The sequence below is a fragment of the Saccharibacillus deserti genome (assembly GCF_013618475.1).
Taxonomy (GTDB): Bacteria; Bacillota; Bacilli; order Paenibacillales; family Paenibacillaceae; genus Saccharibacillus; species Saccharibacillus deserti.
This window is the reverse complement of sequence record NZ_JABJVN010000004.1, coordinates 190,682-211,196: the sequence shown is the minus strand read 5'-3', so window position 1 is coordinate 211,196 and position 20,515 is coordinate 190,682. Positions and strand designations below refer to the sequence as shown.

19 protein-coding genes are annotated in these 20,515 nt (G+C 56.8%); 13 read left to right on the top strand and 6 right to left on the bottom strand.

Annotated elements, in window-relative coordinates:
* Window positions 1-14: 14 nt before the first annotated feature.
* Window positions 15-368, bottom strand: a complete 354-nt coding sequence (locus HOP44_RS12825; RefSeq protein ID WP_172253932.1) for a YtxH domain-containing protein — start codon at window positions 366-368, stop codon at window positions 15-17.
* 221 nt (window positions 369-589) lie between these two features.
* On the opposite strand from HOP44_RS12825, the gene HOP44_RS12820 reads away from it, so the two are divergent.
* The 5 genes from HOP44_RS12820 to HOP44_RS12800 all read left to right on the top strand — a co-directional run bounded on the left by HOP44_RS12820 (window position 590) and on the right by HOP44_RS12800 (window position 6,897).
* A complete protein-coding gene (locus tag HOP44_RS12820; protein ID WP_181286073.1) occupies window positions 590-2,842 on the top strand; it encodes an S-layer homology domain-containing protein in 2,253 nt (750 codons plus the stop codon).
* A 62-nt stretch (window positions 2,843-2,904) separates the two neighbouring features.
* Window positions 2,905-3,564: a M48 family metallopeptidase gene (locus HOP44_RS12815; protein ID WP_172254223.1), complete on the top strand. Its 660-nt coding sequence runs from the start codon at window positions 2,905-2,907 to the stop codon at window positions 3,562-3,564.
* A gap of 83 nt (window positions 3,565-3,647) precedes the next feature.
* Entirely contained in the window at window positions 3,648-5,123 is a 1,476-nt protein-coding gene (locus tag HOP44_RS12810) for a serine hydrolase (protein WP_172253929.1), read from the top strand.
* 75 nt (window positions 5,124-5,198) lie between these two features.
* Window positions 5,199-5,993: a WD40/YVTN/BNR-like repeat-containing protein gene (locus HOP44_RS12805; protein ID WP_172253927.1), complete on the top strand. Its 795-nt coding sequence runs from the start codon at window positions 5,199-5,201 to the stop codon at window positions 5,991-5,993.
* A gap of 280 nt (window positions 5,994-6,273) precedes the next feature.
* A complete protein-coding gene (locus HOP44_RS12800; RefSeq protein WP_172253925.1) occupies window positions 6,274-6,897 on the top strand; it encodes a LysE family translocator in 624 nt (207 codons plus the stop codon).
* 56 nt (window positions 6,898-6,953) lie between these two features.
* Here the strand turns inward: HOP44_RS12800 and HOP44_RS12795 are convergent, their stop codons facing one another.
* The gene (locus tag HOP44_RS12795; protein ID WP_172253923.1) at window positions 6,954-7,763 is read right to left on the bottom strand and encodes a polysaccharide deacetylase family protein; all 810 of its coding nucleotides are present in this window, start codon (window positions 7,761-7,763) and stop codon (window positions 6,954-6,956) included.
* A 254-nt stretch (window positions 7,764-8,017) separates the two neighbouring features.
* Here HOP44_RS12795 and HOP44_RS12790 point away from each other — a divergent pair, with 254 nt between their 5' ends.
* The 8 genes from HOP44_RS12790 (at window position 8,018) to HOP44_RS12755 (ending at window position 14,820) form a co-directional block, all read left to right on the top strand.
* The gene (locus tag HOP44_RS12790; protein ID WP_172253921.1) at window positions 8,018-8,593 is read left to right on the top strand and encodes a hypothetical protein; all 576 of its coding nucleotides are present in this window, start codon (window positions 8,018-8,020) and stop codon (window positions 8,591-8,593) included.
* Between the two features lie 156 nt (window positions 8,594-8,749).
* On the top strand, window positions 8,750-9,304 hold the full coding sequence (locus tag HOP44_RS12785; RefSeq protein WP_172253919.1) for a sigma-70 family RNA polymerase sigma factor: 555 nt from the start codon (window positions 8,750-8,752) through the stop codon (window positions 9,302-9,304).
* A 161-nt stretch (window positions 9,305-9,465) separates the two neighbouring features.
* Window positions 9,466-10,683, top strand: coding sequence for a hypothetical protein (locus HOP44_RS12780; protein ID WP_172253917.1), 1,218 nt, complete (start codon window positions 9,466-9,468; stop codon window positions 10,681-10,683).
* Between the two features lie 123 nt (window positions 10,684-10,806).
* Entirely contained in the window at window positions 10,807-11,679 is an 873-nt protein-coding gene (locus HOP44_RS12775) for a hypothetical protein (RefSeq protein ID WP_172253915.1), read from the top strand.
* A gap of 153 nt (window positions 11,680-11,832) precedes the next feature.
* Window positions 11,833-12,138 (top strand): DUF2087 domain-containing protein, encoded by a 306-nt coding sequence (locus HOP44_RS12770; protein ID WP_172253913.1) that lies wholly within the window; start codon window positions 11,833-11,835, stop codon window positions 12,136-12,138.
* A 12-nt stretch (window positions 12,139-12,150) separates the two neighbouring features.
* Window positions 12,151-13,488 carry an MFS transporter gene (locus HOP44_RS12765; RefSeq protein ID WP_172253911.1) on the top strand — a complete coding sequence of 446 codons (1,338 nt, stop codon included), beginning with the start codon at window positions 12,151-12,153 and terminating at the stop codon, window positions 13,486-13,488.
* Window positions 13,485-14,111: a histidine phosphatase family protein gene (locus HOP44_RS12760; protein WP_172253909.1), complete on the top strand. Its 627-nt coding sequence runs from the start codon at window positions 13,485-13,487 to the stop codon at window positions 14,109-14,111. Before HOP44_RS12765 ends, HOP44_RS12760 begins: the two co-directional genes overlap by 4 nt.
* 94 nt (window positions 14,112-14,205) lie before the next feature.
* Window positions 14,206-14,820, top strand: a complete 615-nt coding sequence (locus HOP44_RS12755; RefSeq protein WP_172253907.1) for a DUF2087 domain-containing protein — start codon at window positions 14,206-14,208, stop codon at window positions 14,818-14,820.
* Window positions 14,821-14,918: 98 nt separating this feature from the next.
* Here the strand turns inward: HOP44_RS12755 and HOP44_RS12750 are convergent, their stop codons facing one another.
* The 4 genes from HOP44_RS12750 to HOP44_RS12735 all read right to left on the bottom strand — a co-directional run bounded on the left by HOP44_RS12750 (window position 14,919) and on the right by HOP44_RS12735 (window position 20,458).
* Window positions 14,919-15,329 carry a DoxX family protein gene (locus tag HOP44_RS12750; RefSeq protein WP_172253905.1) on the bottom strand — a complete coding sequence of 137 codons (411 nt, stop codon included), beginning with the start codon at window positions 15,327-15,329 and terminating at the stop codon, window positions 14,919-14,921.
* A 178-nt stretch (window positions 15,330-15,507) separates the two neighbouring features.
* Window positions 15,508-17,202: a cellulase family glycosylhydrolase gene (locus HOP44_RS12745; protein WP_172253903.1), complete on the bottom strand. Its 1,695-nt coding sequence runs from the start codon at window positions 17,200-17,202 to the stop codon at window positions 15,508-15,510.
* 163 nt (window positions 17,203-17,365) lie between these two features.
* Window positions 17,366-18,475 (bottom strand): aminopeptidase, encoded by a 1,110-nt coding sequence (locus tag HOP44_RS12740; RefSeq protein ID WP_172253901.1) that lies wholly within the window; start codon window positions 18,473-18,475, stop codon window positions 17,366-17,368.
* Between the two features lie 264 nt (window positions 18,476-18,739).
* A complete protein-coding gene (locus HOP44_RS12735; RefSeq protein ID WP_172253899.1) occupies window positions 18,740-20,458 on the bottom strand; it encodes a cellulase family glycosylhydrolase in 1,719 nt (572 codons plus the stop codon).
* Between the last annotated feature and the right edge of the window lie 57 nt (window positions 20,459-20,515).

The window sequence follows — 20,515 nt, the reverse complement described above, 5'->3', positions numbered from 1 at the left end:
GCGGAAAACGTGAATCAAATACTGCCTGCGCTGCCGTCCGTCGGCTTGCCGCCGGTACCGGAAGTACGCATGGAATCCTGTACGTTCGATTTGACGTCGCGCGCCGCGGATACCGTATCTTCCTTGAGTTCTTTCACGGCGCCCAGCGTTTCCTTGACGACTCCGGTCACTTCCTGGCTTTTCTCGGCCAGGGCATGGCCTTTCTCGTTCATCTGCGGGCCGGCTTCGCGCAGCGCCTCGGCCGCGTCAAGCACAGTGCTGCGAATTTGCTCGCCTTTTTGAGTAGCGACGATAACGGCGGCTCCGGCACCGATCAGGGCACCTGCTGCGGCGCCGATGGCGGCTGTGGTTACAAACGATTTATCCATGATAGTAATCTCCCTTCGATTAAAGTCTCTGCCTGTTATTACCCGGTTGGCGAGATCTCTAACGGATAAGTTTACTTTTTTGCAGACTTTAAATATCGGTAAACGTTGATAATCCCCTTTTTACATAGGTCTTTATCGAAATAGACGATGAGTTAACAGTGGGCTGATATGCTGGCATCACTGGACACAGGTTCCGGAATATGGTTTTTTGGGAGCGAATTATGTTTAAAAATTGGGGTCGCGCAGCATCCGCATCATTGAGTTTTGTTCTGCTATCGGGCGTTCTCAGTCCCGGTTTGTCGGTTCTTCGCGCGGAAGAAGCGGCGGAGAATCAAGCGCAGTCGAATATTCTGTTAACCGAACAGCCGCAGCTTCAGAATTCGGAAATCCAGCTTCCGACGGTGACGAACAATGTCTACGAAGAAGCCGCAATCAGCAAAATAACCGCAACTTTCTACGGCGACAGCCGGACATCGAGAGGATTTACGTGGTACACGCCGCTGTCCGTAACGGGCACGGATGTACAGATCGCACCCGTCGGCACGGCCGATTCCTCCCAGGTTCTCGAATTCAAAGGAACCAGCAAACCTTCGACCAATTCGTCTCAAGAAAATGTACATAAAGCGGTCGCTTCCGGACTGCAGGCCGGTGTGACCTACACCTACCGCGTAGGCGACGCCGCAAGCGGAATCTGGAGCGAAGCCGGCACTTTCCGGACCGATGACGGAGACGGCTCGTTCACTTTCATCGATCTGGCCGATACGCAGGCGAAAGAAGAAGATGAAGCGGCCCTGTCCGCGGAAACGCTGGAAAAAGCACTTCTTACCGTACCCAACGCCGAGTTCGTCGTCCATAACGGCGATATCGTCGACACGGGAACCAAGGAAGAACAATGGAACTGGCTGCTGGGCCATTCGCAGGGCAGTCTGCTGAAGACGACGATCGCGCCGTCCGCCGGCAACCACGAAGACGAGAACTATGCGTTTATCGACCATTTCAATCTCGATACGCCGGCTAACTCCGCGACCGAGACGGGAGCCTACTATTCGTACGATTACGGCAATGCCCATTTCGTCGTGCTGAATTCGAACGAGGATTCGGCCGAGTACGCCAACTTCTCGGCGGAGCAAGTCGAGTGGCTCAAAAATGACGTAACCCGCGCAAAATCCAACGGTTCGAAATGGATTATCGTCAATATCCACAAAGGTCCTTATACCACGTCGAATCATGCAACGGACAAAGACATCATCGGTCCGAACGGCGTACGCAATAAAATCGCTCCGCTGATGGCCCAGCTCGGAATCGACTTCGTCGTTCAGGGACACGACCATATCTATGCCCGCACCAAGCCGATCAAGAGCGACGGAACAGCCGGTCAGGCGGCCGTTATCAAGGAATCGGTCGGCGGGCAAAGCATCGAGTATACGGTCAATCCGGATGGAAGCATCTATCTGATTCCGGCTACGGCAGGTGCCAAAGTGTACTACAAGAACCAGAAACCGGCGCTCGGCGATGCTTATTACAATCTGTTTAACCTGGCCGAGGAGAACCATGCCGCAAAGTATGGTCCGGACCCGACCAACAATACCCGTCCGGTTCGCGGACAGGTACAGAATTTCGTCGCGATTACGATCGACGGCGGCCGCCTCACGGCGACCACGTACGAAATCGATCAACAAAAGGATAACGGAGCCGCCATTCCTTTCGTTATCGACCGTTTCGGCATTGTAAAAGAAACGAAAGCGCCGGACACGGGCGCGCCTTCCGTCCCGCAAACGCCGTCGAACCCTGCGCCGGTGTCCCCGGCTCCGTCGACGCCGGTGCCTGCGGCTCCGGTCCCGGCCGCTCCGGTGCCGGCGGTACCGACGCCGACACCTACCGTTCCGGTCCCGGCCCCTACCGCTCCGACTCCGACCGTGCCTGCGGATAACGGAAGCCTTCCGCAGCCGGCCGTAAGCGATATCGCCGGACACTGGGCGGAATCGGCCGTACGCCGCGCGGTATCCGCCGGGTTCGTCAGCGGCTACGCCAACGGCGAATTCCGTCCGGACAGCGCGGTAACCCGTGCCGAGTTCGCGGCTCTGATCGTGCGCGCGCTGGAACTGCCCGCTTCTTCCGATGCGCTGTCCTTCGCGGACAAGAACCGTGTCGGAACCTGGGCGGTCCCTCATATCGCCACCGCGGTCGAAGCGGGGCTGCTCGGCGGATATCCGGACGGTACGTTCCGCCCCGGCCAAGCCATGACGCGCGCCGAATTGACCGCGACTATCGTCCGTGCGGCCAAACTTCCGGTTGATCCGTCGGCGAAGCTGTCGTTCGCGGATGCGGCCGATATTCCGAAATGGGCCGTGTCTTATATCGCGGCCGCCGAAAAAGCCGGCCTGGCCGGGGGCGTAGGCGGAGGACGCTTCGCTCCGAACAAGGAAGCATCGCGTGCCGAAGCGGTCAGCATGATTCTGGCCATGATGCAGTAGTCCGGCCGTTTCGCGGAAGGAAGCCCCGTTCGGGGCTTCCTTTTTTGCGTTATAATGATGCTATGAACATTCAACATAACGATCAGACGATCGAATTTCACGTCGAATACGCCAAACGCAAAAAAATCTATGTCCAGCTCGATCCCAACGGACTGGTGACGGTCAAAGCGCCGAACGGCATGCCGGAAGAACAGATTCAAGCGGCGGTCGCCCTTCAGGGGGACTGGATTCTGCAAACCCTGGCCAAGCAGGAGAAAGCGCGCGAAGCACCCAAACCCAAAGAATACCGCGAAGGAGGCGAAGGCGAGTTTCTGCATCTGGGACGCCGCTGCCGACTCGACGAACTGATTCCGACAGAAGGACGGACGGAGGAGCAGCTGCGTGCGGACCTCAAGAAATTCTATTTTTCCAGCTGCAAAAAGATCGTCAACGAACGGATCGGCCCGTATGCCAAACAGCTCAAAGCCGAACCGAAATCGATCGAAATCATCGAATCCGTGAGCAAATGGGGCAGCTGCGATTCGAGAAAAAGACTGAACTTCAATTATCTGCTGGCGATGGCTCCGACCTACGCGATCGACTATGTCATCGTCCACGAGCTGTGCCATATCCACCATATGAACCACGACCGCTCGTTCTGGCGCAAGCTCGGCAGCGTGCTCCCGGATTACAAAGAAAGGGAACTCTATTTGAACCGGTACGGGAACTTTATGGTCATGTAAAAAAGCAGGGCCGGTTCATCGGAAACAGGATGGAACGCCCGTACAAACCACCGGACACTGTCCAAGGCAAAGGAGAGAATACCGTGTCATTCGTGAACGGGAACGGAGCCGAACTGCTCGGGAGGATCGAGCGCTCGGAGCTTGAAGTCAATGGTCTGGTGGTGCTGCGTGCGGGCCGGACCCTAGTGGAACATTACCGGGAGCCGTACCGGGCCGGCGTACCGCAGCTGCTGTACTCGCTCAGCAAAAGCTTCACTTCGATCGCCGTCGGGATCGCCTGCGACCTCGGTCTGCTGGCATTGGACGATTTGGCCTTGTCCTTTTTTCCGGACAAGCGGCCCGCCGAAGTCTCTTCCAATCTGGCCGCCATGCAGATCCGTCATCTGCTGTCGATGACCGCGGGGCACGACGGGGACATTTACCCGTCCGTAACAGCCCGTACCGACTGGGCGGCAGCCTTTCTCGCGCAGCCTGTCGAACATGTACCGGGCACGTTTTACCGGTATAGCACGCCGTCCACCTACATGCTGTCTGCGATCGTCGAGCGGGTATCCGGCCGCAATCTGGTCGATTTCCTCATGCCGACGCTGTTCGAACCGCTGGGAATTGCCCGCCCGGTCTGGGAAACGTGTCCGCTCGGCGTGACCGCCGGAGGCATGGGGCTCAGCCTGTCGACCGCGGATACGGCCAAATTCGGACAGATGCTGCTCGGCCGCGGCGTTTACGCAGGGCGGAGGATCGTCTCGGAACATTACGTCGGGCTTGCGGCTTCGGAGCAGAGCGACAATCGAGCGGGAGCCTGCCGGGACAGGATCGACTCCGCGCAGGGATACGGATTCCAATTTCATCGGTGCCGCTTCGGTGCGTATCGGGGAGACGGTTCATTTGGGCAGCTGTGTCTGGTGTCGCCCCGGCATGATCTGGTAGTCGCGGCCAACTGCGGTTTTCCGAGTATGAGCGGTCTGCAGGCGCTGCTGGACCTGATTTTCGATTGGGCCGGCGAGAAGGTCGGCAGCGCGGACAGGGAGCTCCAACTGCGTCGGGCAGCGGAGACAGATGCTTTAGGCTCCACAATTTACGCTTCCTTAATCACGCCCGCGACCGCTGCCGAATCCGGACTGTCAGGCTCGCCGCCGCTCGAACTTCCTTTTTCGCCGGAAACGGTCTACCGGTTGGATCCCAATCCGGCGGGTCTGCGGTCGGCCGTTTTCCGCCTCACGGAGAACGGCTTCGAATTGACGACGGATTACGGAGACGAACGCAGCGGTACGCTGCCGTTCGGCTTTTCCCGTGCGCTCGAGGCGGAAGACGTATTCGTCAAAGACCTGTCGCGGCATCGGCAAAAGGTGGTGACCTCGGTAGAAGCGGCCGGCGAAGACAGTCGATCGCTGCGGTTGAAGCTGCATTATACCGAGACTCCGTATCGGGTTCTCTACACGATTCGCCGGGCGGAATGCGGGATCTTATGGAGCTTTGCCATCAATGTATCGTTCGGATACCGGTCGTACGAGGTCCTGGGGCGGGAAGAAAGTGGTTACCGAATTTTAACCGGTAAATGACAACCCGGGTGCGGGCTGTTACTTTCCAGCTTCCAAAGTTTGCTATACTTGCAGCGAATGAGGAGGCTGAACACCATGAACACACTTCGCAGACTTTCCATAAGTACCGGTTGGCTGGCCTCGCTTATTCTTGCAGGCAGCTTGATGACAGGCTGTTCCGCCCGGGAAGGATGGTCCGACACGGGAGCATCGCCCCTGACCGTACCGGCTTCTTCCGTCGCTTACGAGACATCCGCTGCAGAAGCGCAGTCCGGCGCCGGAACCCTGACCGAACAAACGGAAACCCGGGAATTTTATTTAAACGACGGCCATATCGGCTGGAAAATAGAAGCGCAGGCCGACAAAAATTCAGAGATAGAGAACACCTTGTACCGAACGGAAAACGGCGGGGCGGTGTGGCAGCAGATCAACGATTCGGAAGCGGGCTCGCTTCCTTCCGGACTGATCGGAACCGCACGTTTTGCCGATACGAACCGGGCGTGGCTCGCGGTGGACAGTCCCCGGGAAGGCGATCCCCGCCTGTATGAGACGAGAGACGGAGGAGCCACCTGGAGCAAGACCGAACTTAAGATTCCCGCAAGCTTCAGCAGAGCCTGGTTCGAACCGAAGACGCCGACCCTGTTCGAAGCGACGGATCTGGGACTGTTCATCGCACAGACCGGATATCCCGAATCCGGGCAGGAGCCGAATCCGCTGCTGTTCTACGTAACGGCCGACGGCGGAGCGAACTGGTCCGATCCGCTTCACGGCGAAGAAGGCGAACAGGGCGGGCTGAGCTGGAAAACCAAGCGTCTGGCCGACCACACCGGCCGCAGCTGGGCGATTACGATCGATGGCCGGACCTGGACCTTCGAGCGCAGCGACAAATAAGAAGTCCAACAGACCGGCTGAAGCTTCAAAAAGCGCGGATTGCGTTCACCGGCTGCGTTCACCGGGCGAGCGGAATAGTCTTTTTCGACTCAGGCTCGACTTGTTCAACGCAGCAGGGGTGATCCAACCGCAAATACAAAAAAGAGCCGTAATCCGGCTCTTTTTTTGTGTTGATTTGGCGGTGGACTGTTGAAAGCGGAAGTTTTTCTGTCCGTGCGGACTGTTCGATGTTTCTTTTTCCATGATAAAATGAACGAAATTTCTTCTCGTGGAGGGTCCTATGAACCAATTTCCCCTGTTTATGCTGATGTCGTTCCTGCTGATCCTGCTGCCCGGCCCGGATACGGGACTGGCGACGCAAAACACGATCGTATACGGACGAAAAGGCGGCATCCAGACGGTGCTCGGCAGCGCAGGCGGCACGCTTGTCCACACGCTGGCTGCCGTACTCGGATTGTCGGCGCTAATCGTAAAATCGGCGCTGCTGTTTTCCGTTTTTAAATATGCGGGCGCGCTGTATTTGATTTATCTCGGCGTCACTTCGCTCTGGGCGCTGCGCAAGGCAAAGAATACGGTATCGGAAAAGGAAGACATTCGTCATAAAGGCCGTTCGCCGCTGCTGCAAGGCCTATTTACGAATATGCTGAACCCGAAAGTAGCCGTCTTTTTCCTGACCTTCCTGCCCCAGTTTCTGGTCACGGGAGCAGATCCGCTGATTCCTTTTCTCCTGATGGGACTGACTTACACCGTAATGACGTTAATCTGGATGGTGCTGTATGTCTGCCTGCTTGACCGGGTAGGCGCCTGGATGAAACGGCCGGGTGTGCAGCGGGCCATGCAGGGCATTACCGGATTGGTATTGGTCGGTTTCGGCTTGAAGTTGGCATTGGAGCGGCGTCCGTAGCCGGCAGGACCGGCACTGGCGCAAGAATGAATCCGGCTTGGAGCTCAGCGGCATCGTTATCCGTCCAGACGTTTCGTTTCCCCGCCGGCGATCTCGACCGCTTCTCCGTTCGCCGTGATCCAGACGGATCCTGCGGACGGATTGCGGACCAGCGTGCCGCCCACGGAAAACTCCAGTCTTCGCAGAGCTTCCAGATAGTCCGCGATTTCGATATTCGTGGCATACCAAATATCGGGGCGTCCCGCGAATGCGGCACAGAACTCTTCGATTTCGTTCCAGTTTCCGTCGTTGTCGAACTCGTAACTGTGGCCCCAGACGTACAGCAGCGCCAGATTTGCGTAATGCGGCGGCGGATCGAGAGCCAGGAAGGCTTCTCCGTGTTCCTTCATCTGCTTGTGGTGGCAGGTGGGATGCCAGGTCAGCAGGCGCTGAGGCACCGCGAAAGCTCCGGTCGAATGCACGGTGCGGCAGTAGCGGATACCCAGCGAACCGATCGCATCCGCGACTTCTTCGGTATAGGCGCCGTACGGATACGACATGCCGCGTACGGGATAGCCGGTCAGTTCTTCAAGCGCGCCGCGGTCGTCCAGCACTTCCATGATCAGCCGCTCGCGCGGAATCCGCTCGAGAAAAGGATGGGTGACCGTATGCGCCGATACTTCGTGTCCCGCGTACAGTCCGGCGACTTCTTCGTATTTTACATAACCGTCTTCGTCAAATTTGCCTGAATTGAGATGAAACGTCGCTTTGAGGCGGTGACGGTTGAACAGGTCCACAAGCTTCCGGTCCTGCATGCGTCCGTCATCGTAACTGAAGGTCAACGCTTTATGAAGCCCTCCGGGAAAAAGATTCAACAAAATATTCATGCGTATCCTCCTTGTAGGTGTGTCCCGCCGGCTTGTCTTCCTGCGCGGGCGCTCCGCGATTCCAGGAATAGAATACGCTTTCAGAACGCTGCGGTCAATCCTGAGAATGCGCCGGAGAAGACATCTTTTTGCAAAAAAAGAAGCGGGAGTCTCTCGCATTCGGGCCCGGAGCGGGTACAATAACCATAAGAAGACGGCTGGACGGCAAACGATCCTTGAAGCCGAGGCCGCTCAAACGAACGGGAGGGATTCCCATGTGGAGATTGTTTATCAGACCCGAGAAGAAGCAGCCCAAGCGCCATGTACCGACGAAGGAAGAACAGGAAGAAATCTGGTTTCGCTATTTCTATGAGACCCACCCCCGGCTCGAATTGAAAGAATGGGCCCGCCGGCTGCGCGTGTTCCGTTTCTGCCGCGCAAATGCCGACCAGACGGGAGACCGTGACCGCTTGATGGCCGCTTTTCGCGTATCGTCGCGGGAGGAGCTGCTGGAAATCTGCGATCATCTGGGCATCACTTTGCAATCGCTGCCGGAGATTGACGCAGCCAGTGCGGCCGCGGACCGGTTCCGTATTCAGGAGTATCCGAACCTCAAACAGCCCGGTCACCTGAAGCTGTTCAACCTGCCTGCGCATGTCTGGGTCCGGCCGGGCAAGCTCGTGATTACGATTTCGGACGCGGACAAACCGTTTGACGTGACTCCCCGAACCGTGAAGGCCGTCGAAACGTTCGAGACCAAGCTGGGCTTTCTCACCGACCGCGCAGTCGACCCGCCGCTGAACGACAAACATTGTTTCTGCCCCAAATACTATCCGGAATATTTCGCGTAGACAGGGAAAAATGAACACCTCACGGCATGAAATACAGGTTTTCGCAATTTGCGAAAAACCTGTATTTTTATTTTAAGAACAAATTGAGAAAAAACATAAATCCTTTCGAATACCTATAGAGAGAATAGCGGTCGCAGAAAGGAGAGCGAATATTTGATGGAAGATAACAGGATTCGGGAAGCGCTGATTCGACGAGAGCCCGAAGCGCTTGGCCGGGTCATAGAACGTTATTCCGGACTGCTATGGTCGGCGGTACAGTCCGTGCTGCATAGTCATTCGCACGAAGAAGTCGAAGAATGCGTCGCAGATGTCTTCTTTGATTTGTGGCAAAAACCGCAGGCTTACGATCCAATGCGTGCAAGCCTGAAGACCTATCTGGCCCAAGCCGCGCGTTACAAGGCGATCGACCGCTATCGCAAACTAAGCCGCGAACAGCTTGTTACGCTGCGCGACGAAGAAGCGAGGACGGTCGATCTGTTGGAAACCCTGGAGCGGGCAGAAGAATCCGACGAACTTCGTCTTGCCATTGAACGATTTCCGCAGCCGGATCGCGAGATCTTGTATCGTCGGTTTTACGAAGGGCAGAAACCGGACGAAATTTCAGGCGAGCTGTCGATCGGAGTCAGGCAGGTGCAGAACCGTCTGTATCGAGCCAAACTTCGGTTGCGCGAATGGCGAAGAAGTCTCAAGAGAGAGGAGCGGGAGGAATGAAGCAGCAAAAAGAAGCGGAATTCAACGTCAAAAGTTTGAAAAGAATCCAAGCCGACGTTTACCGTCGCGCGAATCTGTCGCTCCCGCAAGAAGAGCAGCGATTCAAACGAAGCCGCCAGCCCACAAAGGGCAAGAAAGCTTGGACAGCCGCGGCAGCCGTATTGGCGATCGGTATCGCAGCCGGAACGGCCAATGCGGCGGGAATGATCGATTTGAACGGTGTACTCGGTTTTATCGGAGGAGAACGGTTGGGTCTGATTAAGCCTATCCAGCGCAGCAGCCAAGATCAGGGGATCGAAATGACGGTACTTGGCGCGGTGCGGGATGCGGGCAGCGCGGAAATTTATGTGGCCATGCAAGATCTTACGAATGAACCAACCCAACGGATCGACGAGACGTTGGACGTGTACGATTACTTTGTCCAAGGCGGCTCCGCAAATAACGTACAGAAGGTCGATTACGATCCCCAAACCGGTCGGGCCATCGTGAGATTTTTGGCTAATGGCAGGATGCAGGACCGGATGACCGTGCGAATCACTTCTTTTTTACGCGGAGCCCATAAACAGGAACGGTACGATCCCAACCTTGATTTGGCAGCCCTGCTAACCTCTCAAAAACCGGCCCCGTACGTGACTTTGAAGAGGTCCGAAGATATTGGAGGAATGGGAGGACCGAAGCTTCTGCAAGTCAAGGAACAAGAAGAGATAAGAGCTCTTCCGCTGAACGGAACATCGATCAGTCTTCCAGGCATCAACGGGATCAAAATCTCCAATGTGGGATTCGTCGACGGAAAGCTGCATATTCAAGTAAAAAGAGAAGGCGAAATGGGAAAGTACAACCATGGCTATTTGTATTTTACGGATCCCAAAGGAGGCCGCGACCGGATCGCCGATTACAGCTTCTCTTACGGTCGCTATGACGATGAACAAGGAAGCTGGTCCGGAGCTTACGAAGAGCATGTATTTGACCTTTCCAATATCGAGCAGATCAGGAGCTTGAAGCTGTTGGGCTATTTTGTGGATTATGACGAGCTTGTTCAAGGCCACTGGGAAGTTACATTTAATCTGGCTGCAGAATCGCGCAAGCTTACAGGAGTCATCGATTTGGCGGCAGAAGGAAGGACTGTGAAGAAGATCGAAGTCTCCCCGCTCGGAATTACATGGCAAGGAAAAGGAATGGAGAGCACACAAAAGCGGGCAGAAGATTTGACAAGTCGTTTGAATCTTATCGTTCATTTCAAGGATGGAAAGGAAATCAGAGCGCAAAACGGGTTTATCCAAAGCTCCGATGGTTCCTTGACATGGATCGCACCGCAGACGCTGCCGCTCGATCAGATCGATCACGTAAGTCTGGACGGCCAGCGGATACAGCTGAAGTAAGCGGCCTCTGTTTCACCGTCCGGTATACAAATTCCTTTTGTAACCTTCCACCCCGTGGTACACTACATCAGTTGACTTATACAGGCTGCCAAGCATTTACGCAACTTAGGGGGAAGAAAAGGAATGACGCTCGCACCACGCATTTACGCTACGCTTCAGCATTTGTTTATGAAAGGCATTATCGAGACGGTCGAACTCCGGGAAAAGCCGGAGCGCGAAGAAGAGGATAAACGAACCTATCTGCTGACCGCGGACGGGAAGCCGAAATACGCACTGCGCATGGATACGCCGGAAAATACCGCCATGTCGGAGCAGCTGCACAAAGCTTATCCGGACAGCCCGCTGCTGCCGAATGTAAAGTACGCCGACCCGGTCAAAGGTTATCTCGTTCAGCTTTACGTGGAAGGAACGGCGGGAAACGTGACCGAAGAACGCGGGTCCAAAAAAGTCTGGCTTCCGCTGATCGTCACCGAGCTGCTGAACCGGTACGAAACGGACGAAGCCGGAGGCAAATGGGGACGCTTGACCGAACCTTGTTCCTCCTGGAGCGAGTTCAACGAGCGCGAGCTGTCGAAAGCGCGGGAGAACCTCAACGGACTGCAGCCCGCGGAAGACTGCGAGCGTGTCGCGCTGCTGCTGGATCCTTTGTCCGAAGCGGACGGCAAGTTCCTGCTGCACGGGGGGATGGAGGCCCGGAATTTGATCTTCCTCAAACAGGAATTGGTCGGGGTAATCGAGCCCAAGCCTACTGTGGGCCCGGTGCTGTACGATCTGGTGCAGGCTTTCTGTTCGACGCCGGACGATCTGTCACTGGAGGTACTGTTCGAAGCCTATTCGCGGCTTAACGAACAAACGGCGGGCCAGGAACGGCTCGTGCAGGAAGCGCTGCTGCGTATTTACTGCCGAATGGGCGTCTGCGCGGCGGAACAATCCGCCGAGCTGGACGAATACGTCGCCGCTTGGCAGTTCTGGCGGATGCTGCTGCCGGAAGCCTGATTTCTGCGCAAACCGAAAAAGAAGTTCGCTCCGAAGGTACGGCCGCGATGCGGTCGTGCCTTTTTGTGTTGACAAGAAACGGTTGCGCCGGTAATATCTAATTTAACATTTGACTAATTAGATATTTGTTAAATTAGATAAGGAGGAAAACACATGCTCCAACCTGCGAACCTACTGCGCGACTCGACCATCCGGAACTTTTTGGATCGGGAAGGACGGCTCAAAAGCATCCCGGCACAGCTTAAGAAAAAATTGATCGTCCTGGAATATCTGGCGGACAAGCTGGAACCGGAACGCGACTATGCGGAATCGGAAATCAATGCTTTCATTCGGCTGTACCATGACGATTATGCGACGATTCGGCGGGAGTTTATCGTACAGGGCTTTATGTCGCGCAGCAGCGAAATCTACAGACGCAATCCCAAGTCGGCGGCCCGGCGCTGGGAAGATCTGTCCTGAGGCGGCGAAGACATGGGCGAACTGCTGGAATTATGGAAAAAAGAACCGGCCTACCGCAAGCTTGCGGCCGCCAATTTTGTCAGCGGCGTCGGCGACTGGTTCAGCAGCGTGGCAATCTTGAGCCTGCTGCTGCAGCTGACCGGTTCCGGCATGGCCGTGGGGATTACGCTGGCCGCGAGGACGCTGCCTTATTTGGTTATGGGCCCGGTCGGAGGTCTGCTGGCGGACAAACGCAGCAAAAAAACGATTCTGCTGATCTCGGATTACGCGCGGATCGGTCTTGCCCTGTCGCTGCTGTGGGTCGATAAGCCCGAACGGATCTGGATCGCTTATGCCGCAACGGTGGGACTTGTGGTCTTCTCGGCGCTGTCGCTGCCGGCCCGGCAGTCGCTGATTCCCCGGATCGTGAGCCCAGGCAATCTGCCGGCGGCCAATGCGTTCGACCAGATGCTGGGCGGCATGAATATGACGCTCGGCGCCATGCTTGGCGGAGCGGCGAGCGCGATGTTCGGACCGCAGTGGTCGTTTATGCTGAATGCCCTGACGTTTCTGGTCTCCGGACTGCTGGTGGGGTCGATGCCGGATCCCGAACGCCGTTACGGTCGAGAAGCGATCCAGCGGGCGGTGATCGTGCCGTCTCCCGAAACGGAGACCGGCTCGTCCCTGGATCGCCGGATTCCGCGGCTTTCGCCGGGCAGCCGCGAAGCTGCGGATTTCTGGCAAACGTTCCGCCGTTCCGCCTTGATGAAGGTGGTAGCGGTTCAATCCGTCGCCTGGCCGATAGGCGGGGGCGCGATCAATGTGCTGATCAGCGTCTACGGCTATCAGGTATTCGGAGCGGGAGACCGTGGAGTCGGCGTCTTGTACGGATCGCTGGGGGTCGGTTTTATTCTCGGGGGTCTGCTGGCACCGTCTTTCAAACGCTGGCCGGTTCAGGTTGTTATTGCGGGAGCGGCGGTAGAAGGATTGGCCCATATCGGCGTCGGCACCGCTCCCCATCTGATCCTGGGCGCGATATTCATACTGCTGGCTACGCTTGGCGGAGGCTTGGCAAATGCGGCGCTGGCGACTCTGATCATGAAGGCGGTGCCCGAACCGGTTCACGGCCGCGCTTTCGCGCTCAACGAGACGCTGTCCAACGTCACGATGGGCGTATCGATGCTGACGGCGGGGGTGCTGCTGGATTTCCTGCCGGCCCGCATGATCGGTCTCGGCGCCGGACTGCTGATCGTGTTGTCCTGTATCCCGGCTCTGCTGCTGCTTCCGCTGCGCAGGCAGCTCAACGCTCTGGCTGTTGACGATAAGAGCCTTGAGCGGAATCGATTGAAGATGGAGGAGGCTGCGCCATGACCGTTACCGTTTGGCTGGTGCGTCACGGCCTGAAGAGCAGACAGATCGGCGACGTCCCGCTGACTCCTGCGGGGGTGAAGCAGGCGCAGGCGGCGGCCCGGGCTCTGCAGGGCAGATCGATCGGGGCCATTGTATCGAGTCCGCTGAGGCGTGCCGCGGAAACGGCGGGGTGCCTGGCGAATCGGCTTGGAATCGAACCGGTCGAAGATGCCCGTCTGCGGGAGCGGGCGAACTGGGGCGATATTCCGGATCAGACGTTCGAAGAATTTGTCGCCGTGTGGGACCGCTGCACGCGGGAGCCGGATTACCGGCCTCCGGGCGGCGGCGATTCGGTCCGGGAAGCGGCAGCCCGTCTGTGTGCGGCTGTATCCGATTGGACGAAGAGGGGCCAAGCGGGCAGCGAGGTCGTCTTCGTTACGCACGGCGGATTGATTACCGATTTTTTGGGCGCGGTATTCGCGCCGGATACGCTGAACGCGGCCGTACCCGATTTTGCCGCCAGACAGAACCTGCTGATTCCCGAATGTTCGATCACGGAACTGCTCGTCGACGGGCCCCGTCTGCGGCTGGGAGTTTTCGCGAATATCGGGCATTTGCGGGATTTGAAGCTTCCCGAAGGATAATCGCAGGAGTCGGTTTCCCGCTTGCTTCCGCCGCCGAGTTCGTGCTTCAATGGGGATAGACAAGGAAACACTATCCGAGAGGAGTACGGTTGGCATGCAGCTGGAGAAACTGGTCGCCTACCACAAAGCGCTGGCCGATCCGACGCGGATCCGGATGCTGATCCTGCTCAGCGAAGGCGAATTGAACGGACAGGCGCTGGCCGGACGGTTGAACGTGACGCCGGCCACCATTACGCATCATGCGTCGAAGCTGCGGGCAGCGAGCCTGATCCGGGAACGCCGGGACAAGAACACGATTTATTTCTCGCTCGACGATTATTTTATTCGCACCAGCGGATCGGCTACGGCCGAGCTGATCTATCGGCGCGGATCGGAAGAGAACGCCGAAGAGACCGAACCTTCGGCCATAGAGCGGCAGAGCCGGATGCGCGCATCCGTACTCAAAAGCTTCTTCGCGGCGGACGGCCGCCTGAAAAGCATCCCCGCCCAACTCAAAAAAAAGCTGATTGTGCTCGAAGAACTGGTGAAGCGGCTTGAGCCGGGACGCAAGTACGAGGAGAAAGAAATCAATGCGTTTATCCGGACGTTCCACGACGATTTTGCTACCCTGCGGCGGGAATTCGTGATGCATCAGTATATGTTCCGCGAAGACGGGATCTATGAGCTGAACCCGCCGGAACTGTGGGCACGCTGGGAGACGTTGAAGTGAATAGGGAAGAAGCGGCCGGGGAATATCCCCGGCCGCTTCTTTTTATACACGAACTGCGAACAATTATGGGCTGCAACTAGACTTGACGGCTGCCCGCTTCAGCGCTTGTCTTTGGGAGGCCAGGTTGCCCACAGAATCCACCAGATGAACAGCGGCTGCACGAGCAGGCGGAGCCACAGATAGATCGGCGGCGTGTAATGCTGGCCCGGCATCGGAATGTTCATGATCGCCGAATAGATATTGGCCGGGAAAATGAGCACCAGATAAATCGAAATGACGATGCCCATCAGCTTGCGGATCCGCGGCACGAACAGCAGGACCGCGAGGATCCATTCAACTACGCCGGTGACCCAGATCAATTCTTTGCGCAGCGGCACGAAGTCCGGCAGCATGGCCGCGAAGCCGATCGTTTCCCGAAAATGGTAGACGCCCGCGGCTGCGAACAGCAGCGCAAACAAGATTCGTCCAATCGTGCGCGGGACGGTAGTGGGGGGATTGCGGTCGTTCATCGCTTTCAGCTCCTTGTCGGTCGGATAGTCGAGGCAGGGTTGTCGGTTGTTCCAGATAAGCCTGCGAATAAGGAGTATTACCCTCCCCTTCCTGACGGTACACGGATCGCACGTATTCCGGCAGCAAAAAAAGCGTATCCGCTTCTCTGCCGCGGATACGCTCGGGTTCCAATCCCGGTTACGAAGCGGTTCCCGTTACGCTCGAACCGTTCTTGGTGATCGTGTAGGTGACTTTTTCCCCGCTCCAGAAGTGGAACGTCAGTTTCACGCTGCCGTCGTTCGTTTCGGCGAAGAACGCCGGCTGCAGCTTGATCGCGCCGCTCGTCGGCGTGAACGCCGTCTCGAACTCTTTGTAAGAGGTCCAGTTCTGCGGGCCGGCAATTCCGCCGCCGGCATAGACGGCTTCCATCGTCGCGAGCTGGTCGCCGCCAAACGCGGTCGGAATGGAGAACGCGGACGTCGCGCCGCTTGTGCTTGACAGCTTCGGCGTTTGGTACAGGACCACATTGAATTTCCAGTCCGCGCCGCCGCTGAACTTGGCGGTGATTACGGCGCTTTTGCCAAGCGTGCCGGAAGAGGTCAGTTGGGACAGGCGAGACGCCTTGAATGTCAGGGTGCTGCCGCTGAGCGTATAATCCGTGCCGGCCTGCAGCGCCGCGCCGTTGACACTCAGCGAGGAGAGCGTGCGGCCGTTCAAGTTGAGCGTGACGCTCTTATCCTGCGCGGCGGCTCCTTTTTTTACGTAGACCAAGTCGCTTGAAGCGGTGGCCGAACGGCCGCTCCAGGAAGCTTTGATGACGTTGAACAGGTCGGAATCGGACCATTTGTAGATTGTGCGGCCGAAGTGCTGACCGTTGTCCCACAGCATGCTGGCGATCTGCTTCTGCTTCAGGTAATGGCCGATGTACTCGAAAAATTTCAGCTTCTCGCCCTGTTCGATCACGCCGGTGTTTTTGTCGAAGCCGAGCAGGCCGTATTCGCCGACGATGACCGGAATGCCGCGGGCCACGAAGGTGTTGTAGACGTTGTCGAACGTGGTCGTGATATCGTTTTGGACTTCCGCATTGAACGTCGTGTAGCCCGCGATGTTCACGCTGAACGGCCAGAAGCCGTAGTAATGGACGGTCGCGATAATGTTTTTGTCGTTCCATTTGGAGATCGTGTTGTAGGTGGCCGTCATGCGTTCCTGAGACGGCGAAGCTTCAAGCGTCGAGATCACGAGCGGACGCGCCGTATTGCCGCCGCCGGAGCCGCGCACGATTTGGTGGAACGAATCGTTGAGCTCGTTGAGCAGAGCCTGCTGCCGGCTTTCGTCGGTCGTGCCGCCGTCGGTGAACCGGGGCTCGTTGACGCTTTCGAACATCAGCTTGTTGGAGCTGCCTTTGAAGGCGTTTGCCAATTGCGTCCAGACGGCGTTGTAGCGGGCCAGCGTCTGGTCATGGTTGTTCTCCATTTTGCTCAGCCAGATCCAGGAGTCGTGATGCACATTGACCATGACGTACAGATTGGCGTCAAGCGCCCACTGGGCGACTTCTTTGACCCGGTTCATGTAGGCGGCATCGATCGTATAATTCGGCGCTCCGCCGATATGGGCATCCCAGGTGACAGGAATCCGGATACTTTTGTAACCCTGCGCGGCAATATTCTGGATCAGTTCCTTGGTGATGCGCGGGTTGCCCCAGGCCGTTTCGTCCGAACCGACGGCGTCGAGCGAGTTGCCCGGGTTCCAGCCGGGCTGCATCGCTTCCACATAGGATTGTATCGCGCTCTGCGGAGCGGCAGCCGATACCGGGGGAGAAACAGGCAGCAGAGAGAACAGCAAAGCGGCGGCGAGCGCCAGAGCAGCCATCGGTTTGACGGTTTTTTTTCTCATGAACAGTCTCCTTCGCAATTAGAGATTACAAACATTTAATACAATGTAAGCGTTTGCTGATACTAAAATAACATACCGGATATTTTGAAAACACCCTTATGATCGGTCATAAAATCATATAAAAATCGGAGATCGAAAAAGACGGGCCTCGTAGGGCCCGCCTTCAAGCGAGATTCTCCGGATTCAATCCGAGCAGATCGTCGGCGGTGAACCGTCCGTCTTTGCTGATCAGCACATCGTCGAAATAAATCTCGCCGCCGCCGAATTCTTTCTTGAGCAGCAGCACGATGTCCCAGTGAATATCGGAGACATTGCCGTTGTCCGCATTCTTGTAAGCTTGTCCGAGCGCGATATGGATACTGCCGTTAATCTTTTCGTCGAAGCCGATATCGTTCATGATCCGGTTCACGTGAGGATTGGTGCCGATCGCGAATTCTCCGACGTACCGCGAGCCTTCGTCGGTATCGAGCAGTTCGTTCAACTTGGCGTTATTGTCGCTGCGGCAGGAGACGACGCGTCCTTGTTCAAAAGTGAACGAGACGCTGCCGAAGTTCTGTCCCAGGTAGGATGCGCGGCTGTTGAACGAGATGGTTCCTTCCACGGAATCGCGAACCGGCGCCGTATACACTTCGCCGTCGGGCAGATTGACTTTGCCGTCGCATTTGACGGCGGGGATGCCGGCCACGGAGAAGGACAGATCCGTACCCGGAGCGACGATACGCACCCGCTTGGCGGCTCCCAACCGTTCGGTCAGCGGGTCCATCGCGGCCGACATCCGGCTGTAATCCATCGTGCACGTGTCATACAGAAACTGCGTATACGCTTCGGTACTCATTTCCGCCAGCTGCGCATAGGCTTTGGTCGGATAATTGAACAAAATCCATTTTTTCTTGGTTTGTTCGTCGGTGATCGGCTTGTACCATTTGCGGTAGGCATCGCGTTTGGCGGCCGGGATATCGGCATATTCGGACACATTGTTTTCGCCGAGAACCAGCACGACGGCGTCCATCTGTTTCATTTGTTCCAGTTTGAGCGCCGCGTCGAGCCGAAACTGCTCTTCGGTGCCGCCGAGCATCATGCGGCGGTTCACCGCGTAATCGCTGAAATCGAGAAAGGCGTGACCGCCGGCTGCATGGATTTCGTCGATAAAAGGAGCGAGAATATCGGCATCATGCACGTCCAGCGCCCGAATCAGTACCTTTTCACCAGGCTGTACGTTTGCGGAATAATGCACGACGGTACGGGCGAGCTGCTGTAATCTGGGATCTGTCATAAGAAAAGTTCCTCCCGGGCTGGTCCGTTCCCCGCGAACGATCCTCGCAAAGAGAAGCGCTGCCGGGACGGGAATCGAAGGTGTGGGTTCTGGGTGCCGGTTCTCGTTTTATCATAAGACAAAAAGGAAAAGCTGTCTGCTGCCTGCAAAAAAAGAAAGCCGCCTGACACCGGTATACGGGTGTCGGGCGGCTCCAAGGCAGACCGCGGCAAGAGTCGGGATCGTGCTCCGGCTTTTCCTGCGATCAATTCCTGTTAATCCCGATTACTGGGCCGGTTGTCCGCTGACGGCCGTTCCGTTCTTGGTAACGGTATACGTCAGTTTGTCGCCGCTCCAGAAGTGGAGCGTAAGCTTGACGGCTTCGCCATCGCGCAGCGTGTCGAGCAGGGCCGGACGCAGAACGATTCGGCCATCCTTATAGTCGGGGCTGAAGGTCGATTCGAATTCCTTGAACGAAGTCCAGTCATTCGGACCGGCATTGCCGCCCGACCCATAGACGGCTTCCATCGTCGCCAGTTTGTCGCCGTTCCAGGCCGTAGGGATCGAGAAGTCGGCTGTGGTACCTTCTGCCGCGCTCAGCACCGGCGTCTTGTGTACGGTCAGATAGAAGTTCCAGTCCGGACCTTTGGTGAACCCGGCGGTCAGCACGGCATTGACGCCAAGTTTGCCGGAAGCGGTCAGACGGTCCAAGGTCGCTTTTTTGATTGTCAGGGTCTCACCGCTCAGGGTGTAATCCTGATTGCGCGTCAGACGTTGGCCGTCCGCTTTGAGCGATGTGAATTTGTTGCCGTTCAGTTGAAGATGAACCGTCTCGTCGGTCACGGCCTCACCCTGGCGCAGCTGAATCAAATCGGATTCGGCGACGGAAGAACGCTGCTTCTGCCCGGAGCGGATGATTTCATATAGTTCCGGATCCGACCATTTGTACAGGGTGCGGCTGAAGTGCTGTCCGTTATCCCACAGCATGGTCGCGATATGTTTCTCTTTCAAATAATACGTCAGGAATTCGAAGAATTTGAGCTTCTCTCCCTGTTCGATCGTGTTGGTGTTTTTGTCGAAACCAAGCAGGCCGTATTCGCCTACGATGACCGGAATCCCGCGTGCCGTAAAGGTCTCGTAGACATTATCGAAAGTCTGCGTGATATCTTTTTGGGTCGTTTCGTCGAAAGTCGTCGTACCGGCAATATTCACGCTGAACGGCCAGTACCCGTAGTAATGCACGGTCGCGATCAGGTTCTTGTCGTCTTTGAGCTGTTCGAACGTCTTGTACAATTCGTTCATGCGCTCCTGCGACGGCGAAGTTTCAAGCGTCGGCAGGACAAGCGGCCGGACCCCGTTCTTGCCGCCCGAGCTGCGCACAATTTCGTGGAACGAGAGATTCAGCTCGTCCAGCATTTCCTGGGCTTTCGCTTCATCCGTTGTCCCGCCGTCCGTGAAGCGCGGTTCATTGACGCTCTCGAACGAAAGTTTGTCGGATTCGTTCTTGAAGCGATCGGCGACCTGTTCCCAGATGGCATTATACCGGGCCAGCGTCTGATCGTGATCTTTCTCCATTTTGCTGATCCACAGCCACGAATCGTGGTGAACGTTGATCATCACGTACAGATTTTCCGACCGGGCCCAGCCAACGACTTCCGCAACGCGGTCGAGGTAGGCGGGATCGATCTTGTAATCCGGTGCGGGTCCGATATGGTTGTCCCAGGTCACCGGAATCCGGATGCTGTTGAAGCCCTGGCGGGAGATCTGCTTGATCAGCTCGCGCGTAACGCGGGGGTTGCCCCAAGCGGTCTCGTCGGCTCCGACGGAATCCAGCGTGTTGCCGAGGTTCCAGCCGGGCTGCATATTGTCGACATAGGTCTGCATCTTGCTCTTCGGCGGATTCTCGGCTGCGGAAGCATTTCCTGCGCCTGCGGGAAGCAGGGCCAGCAGAAGTACGGCAGCGAGCAGTACGGCAAAAGCGGGCTTGAAGCGACTCTTGAACATGTAGGCCTCCTAGGTATGTAGAAATGGATGCACGGATTTGTAACCGCTTTATCTTTT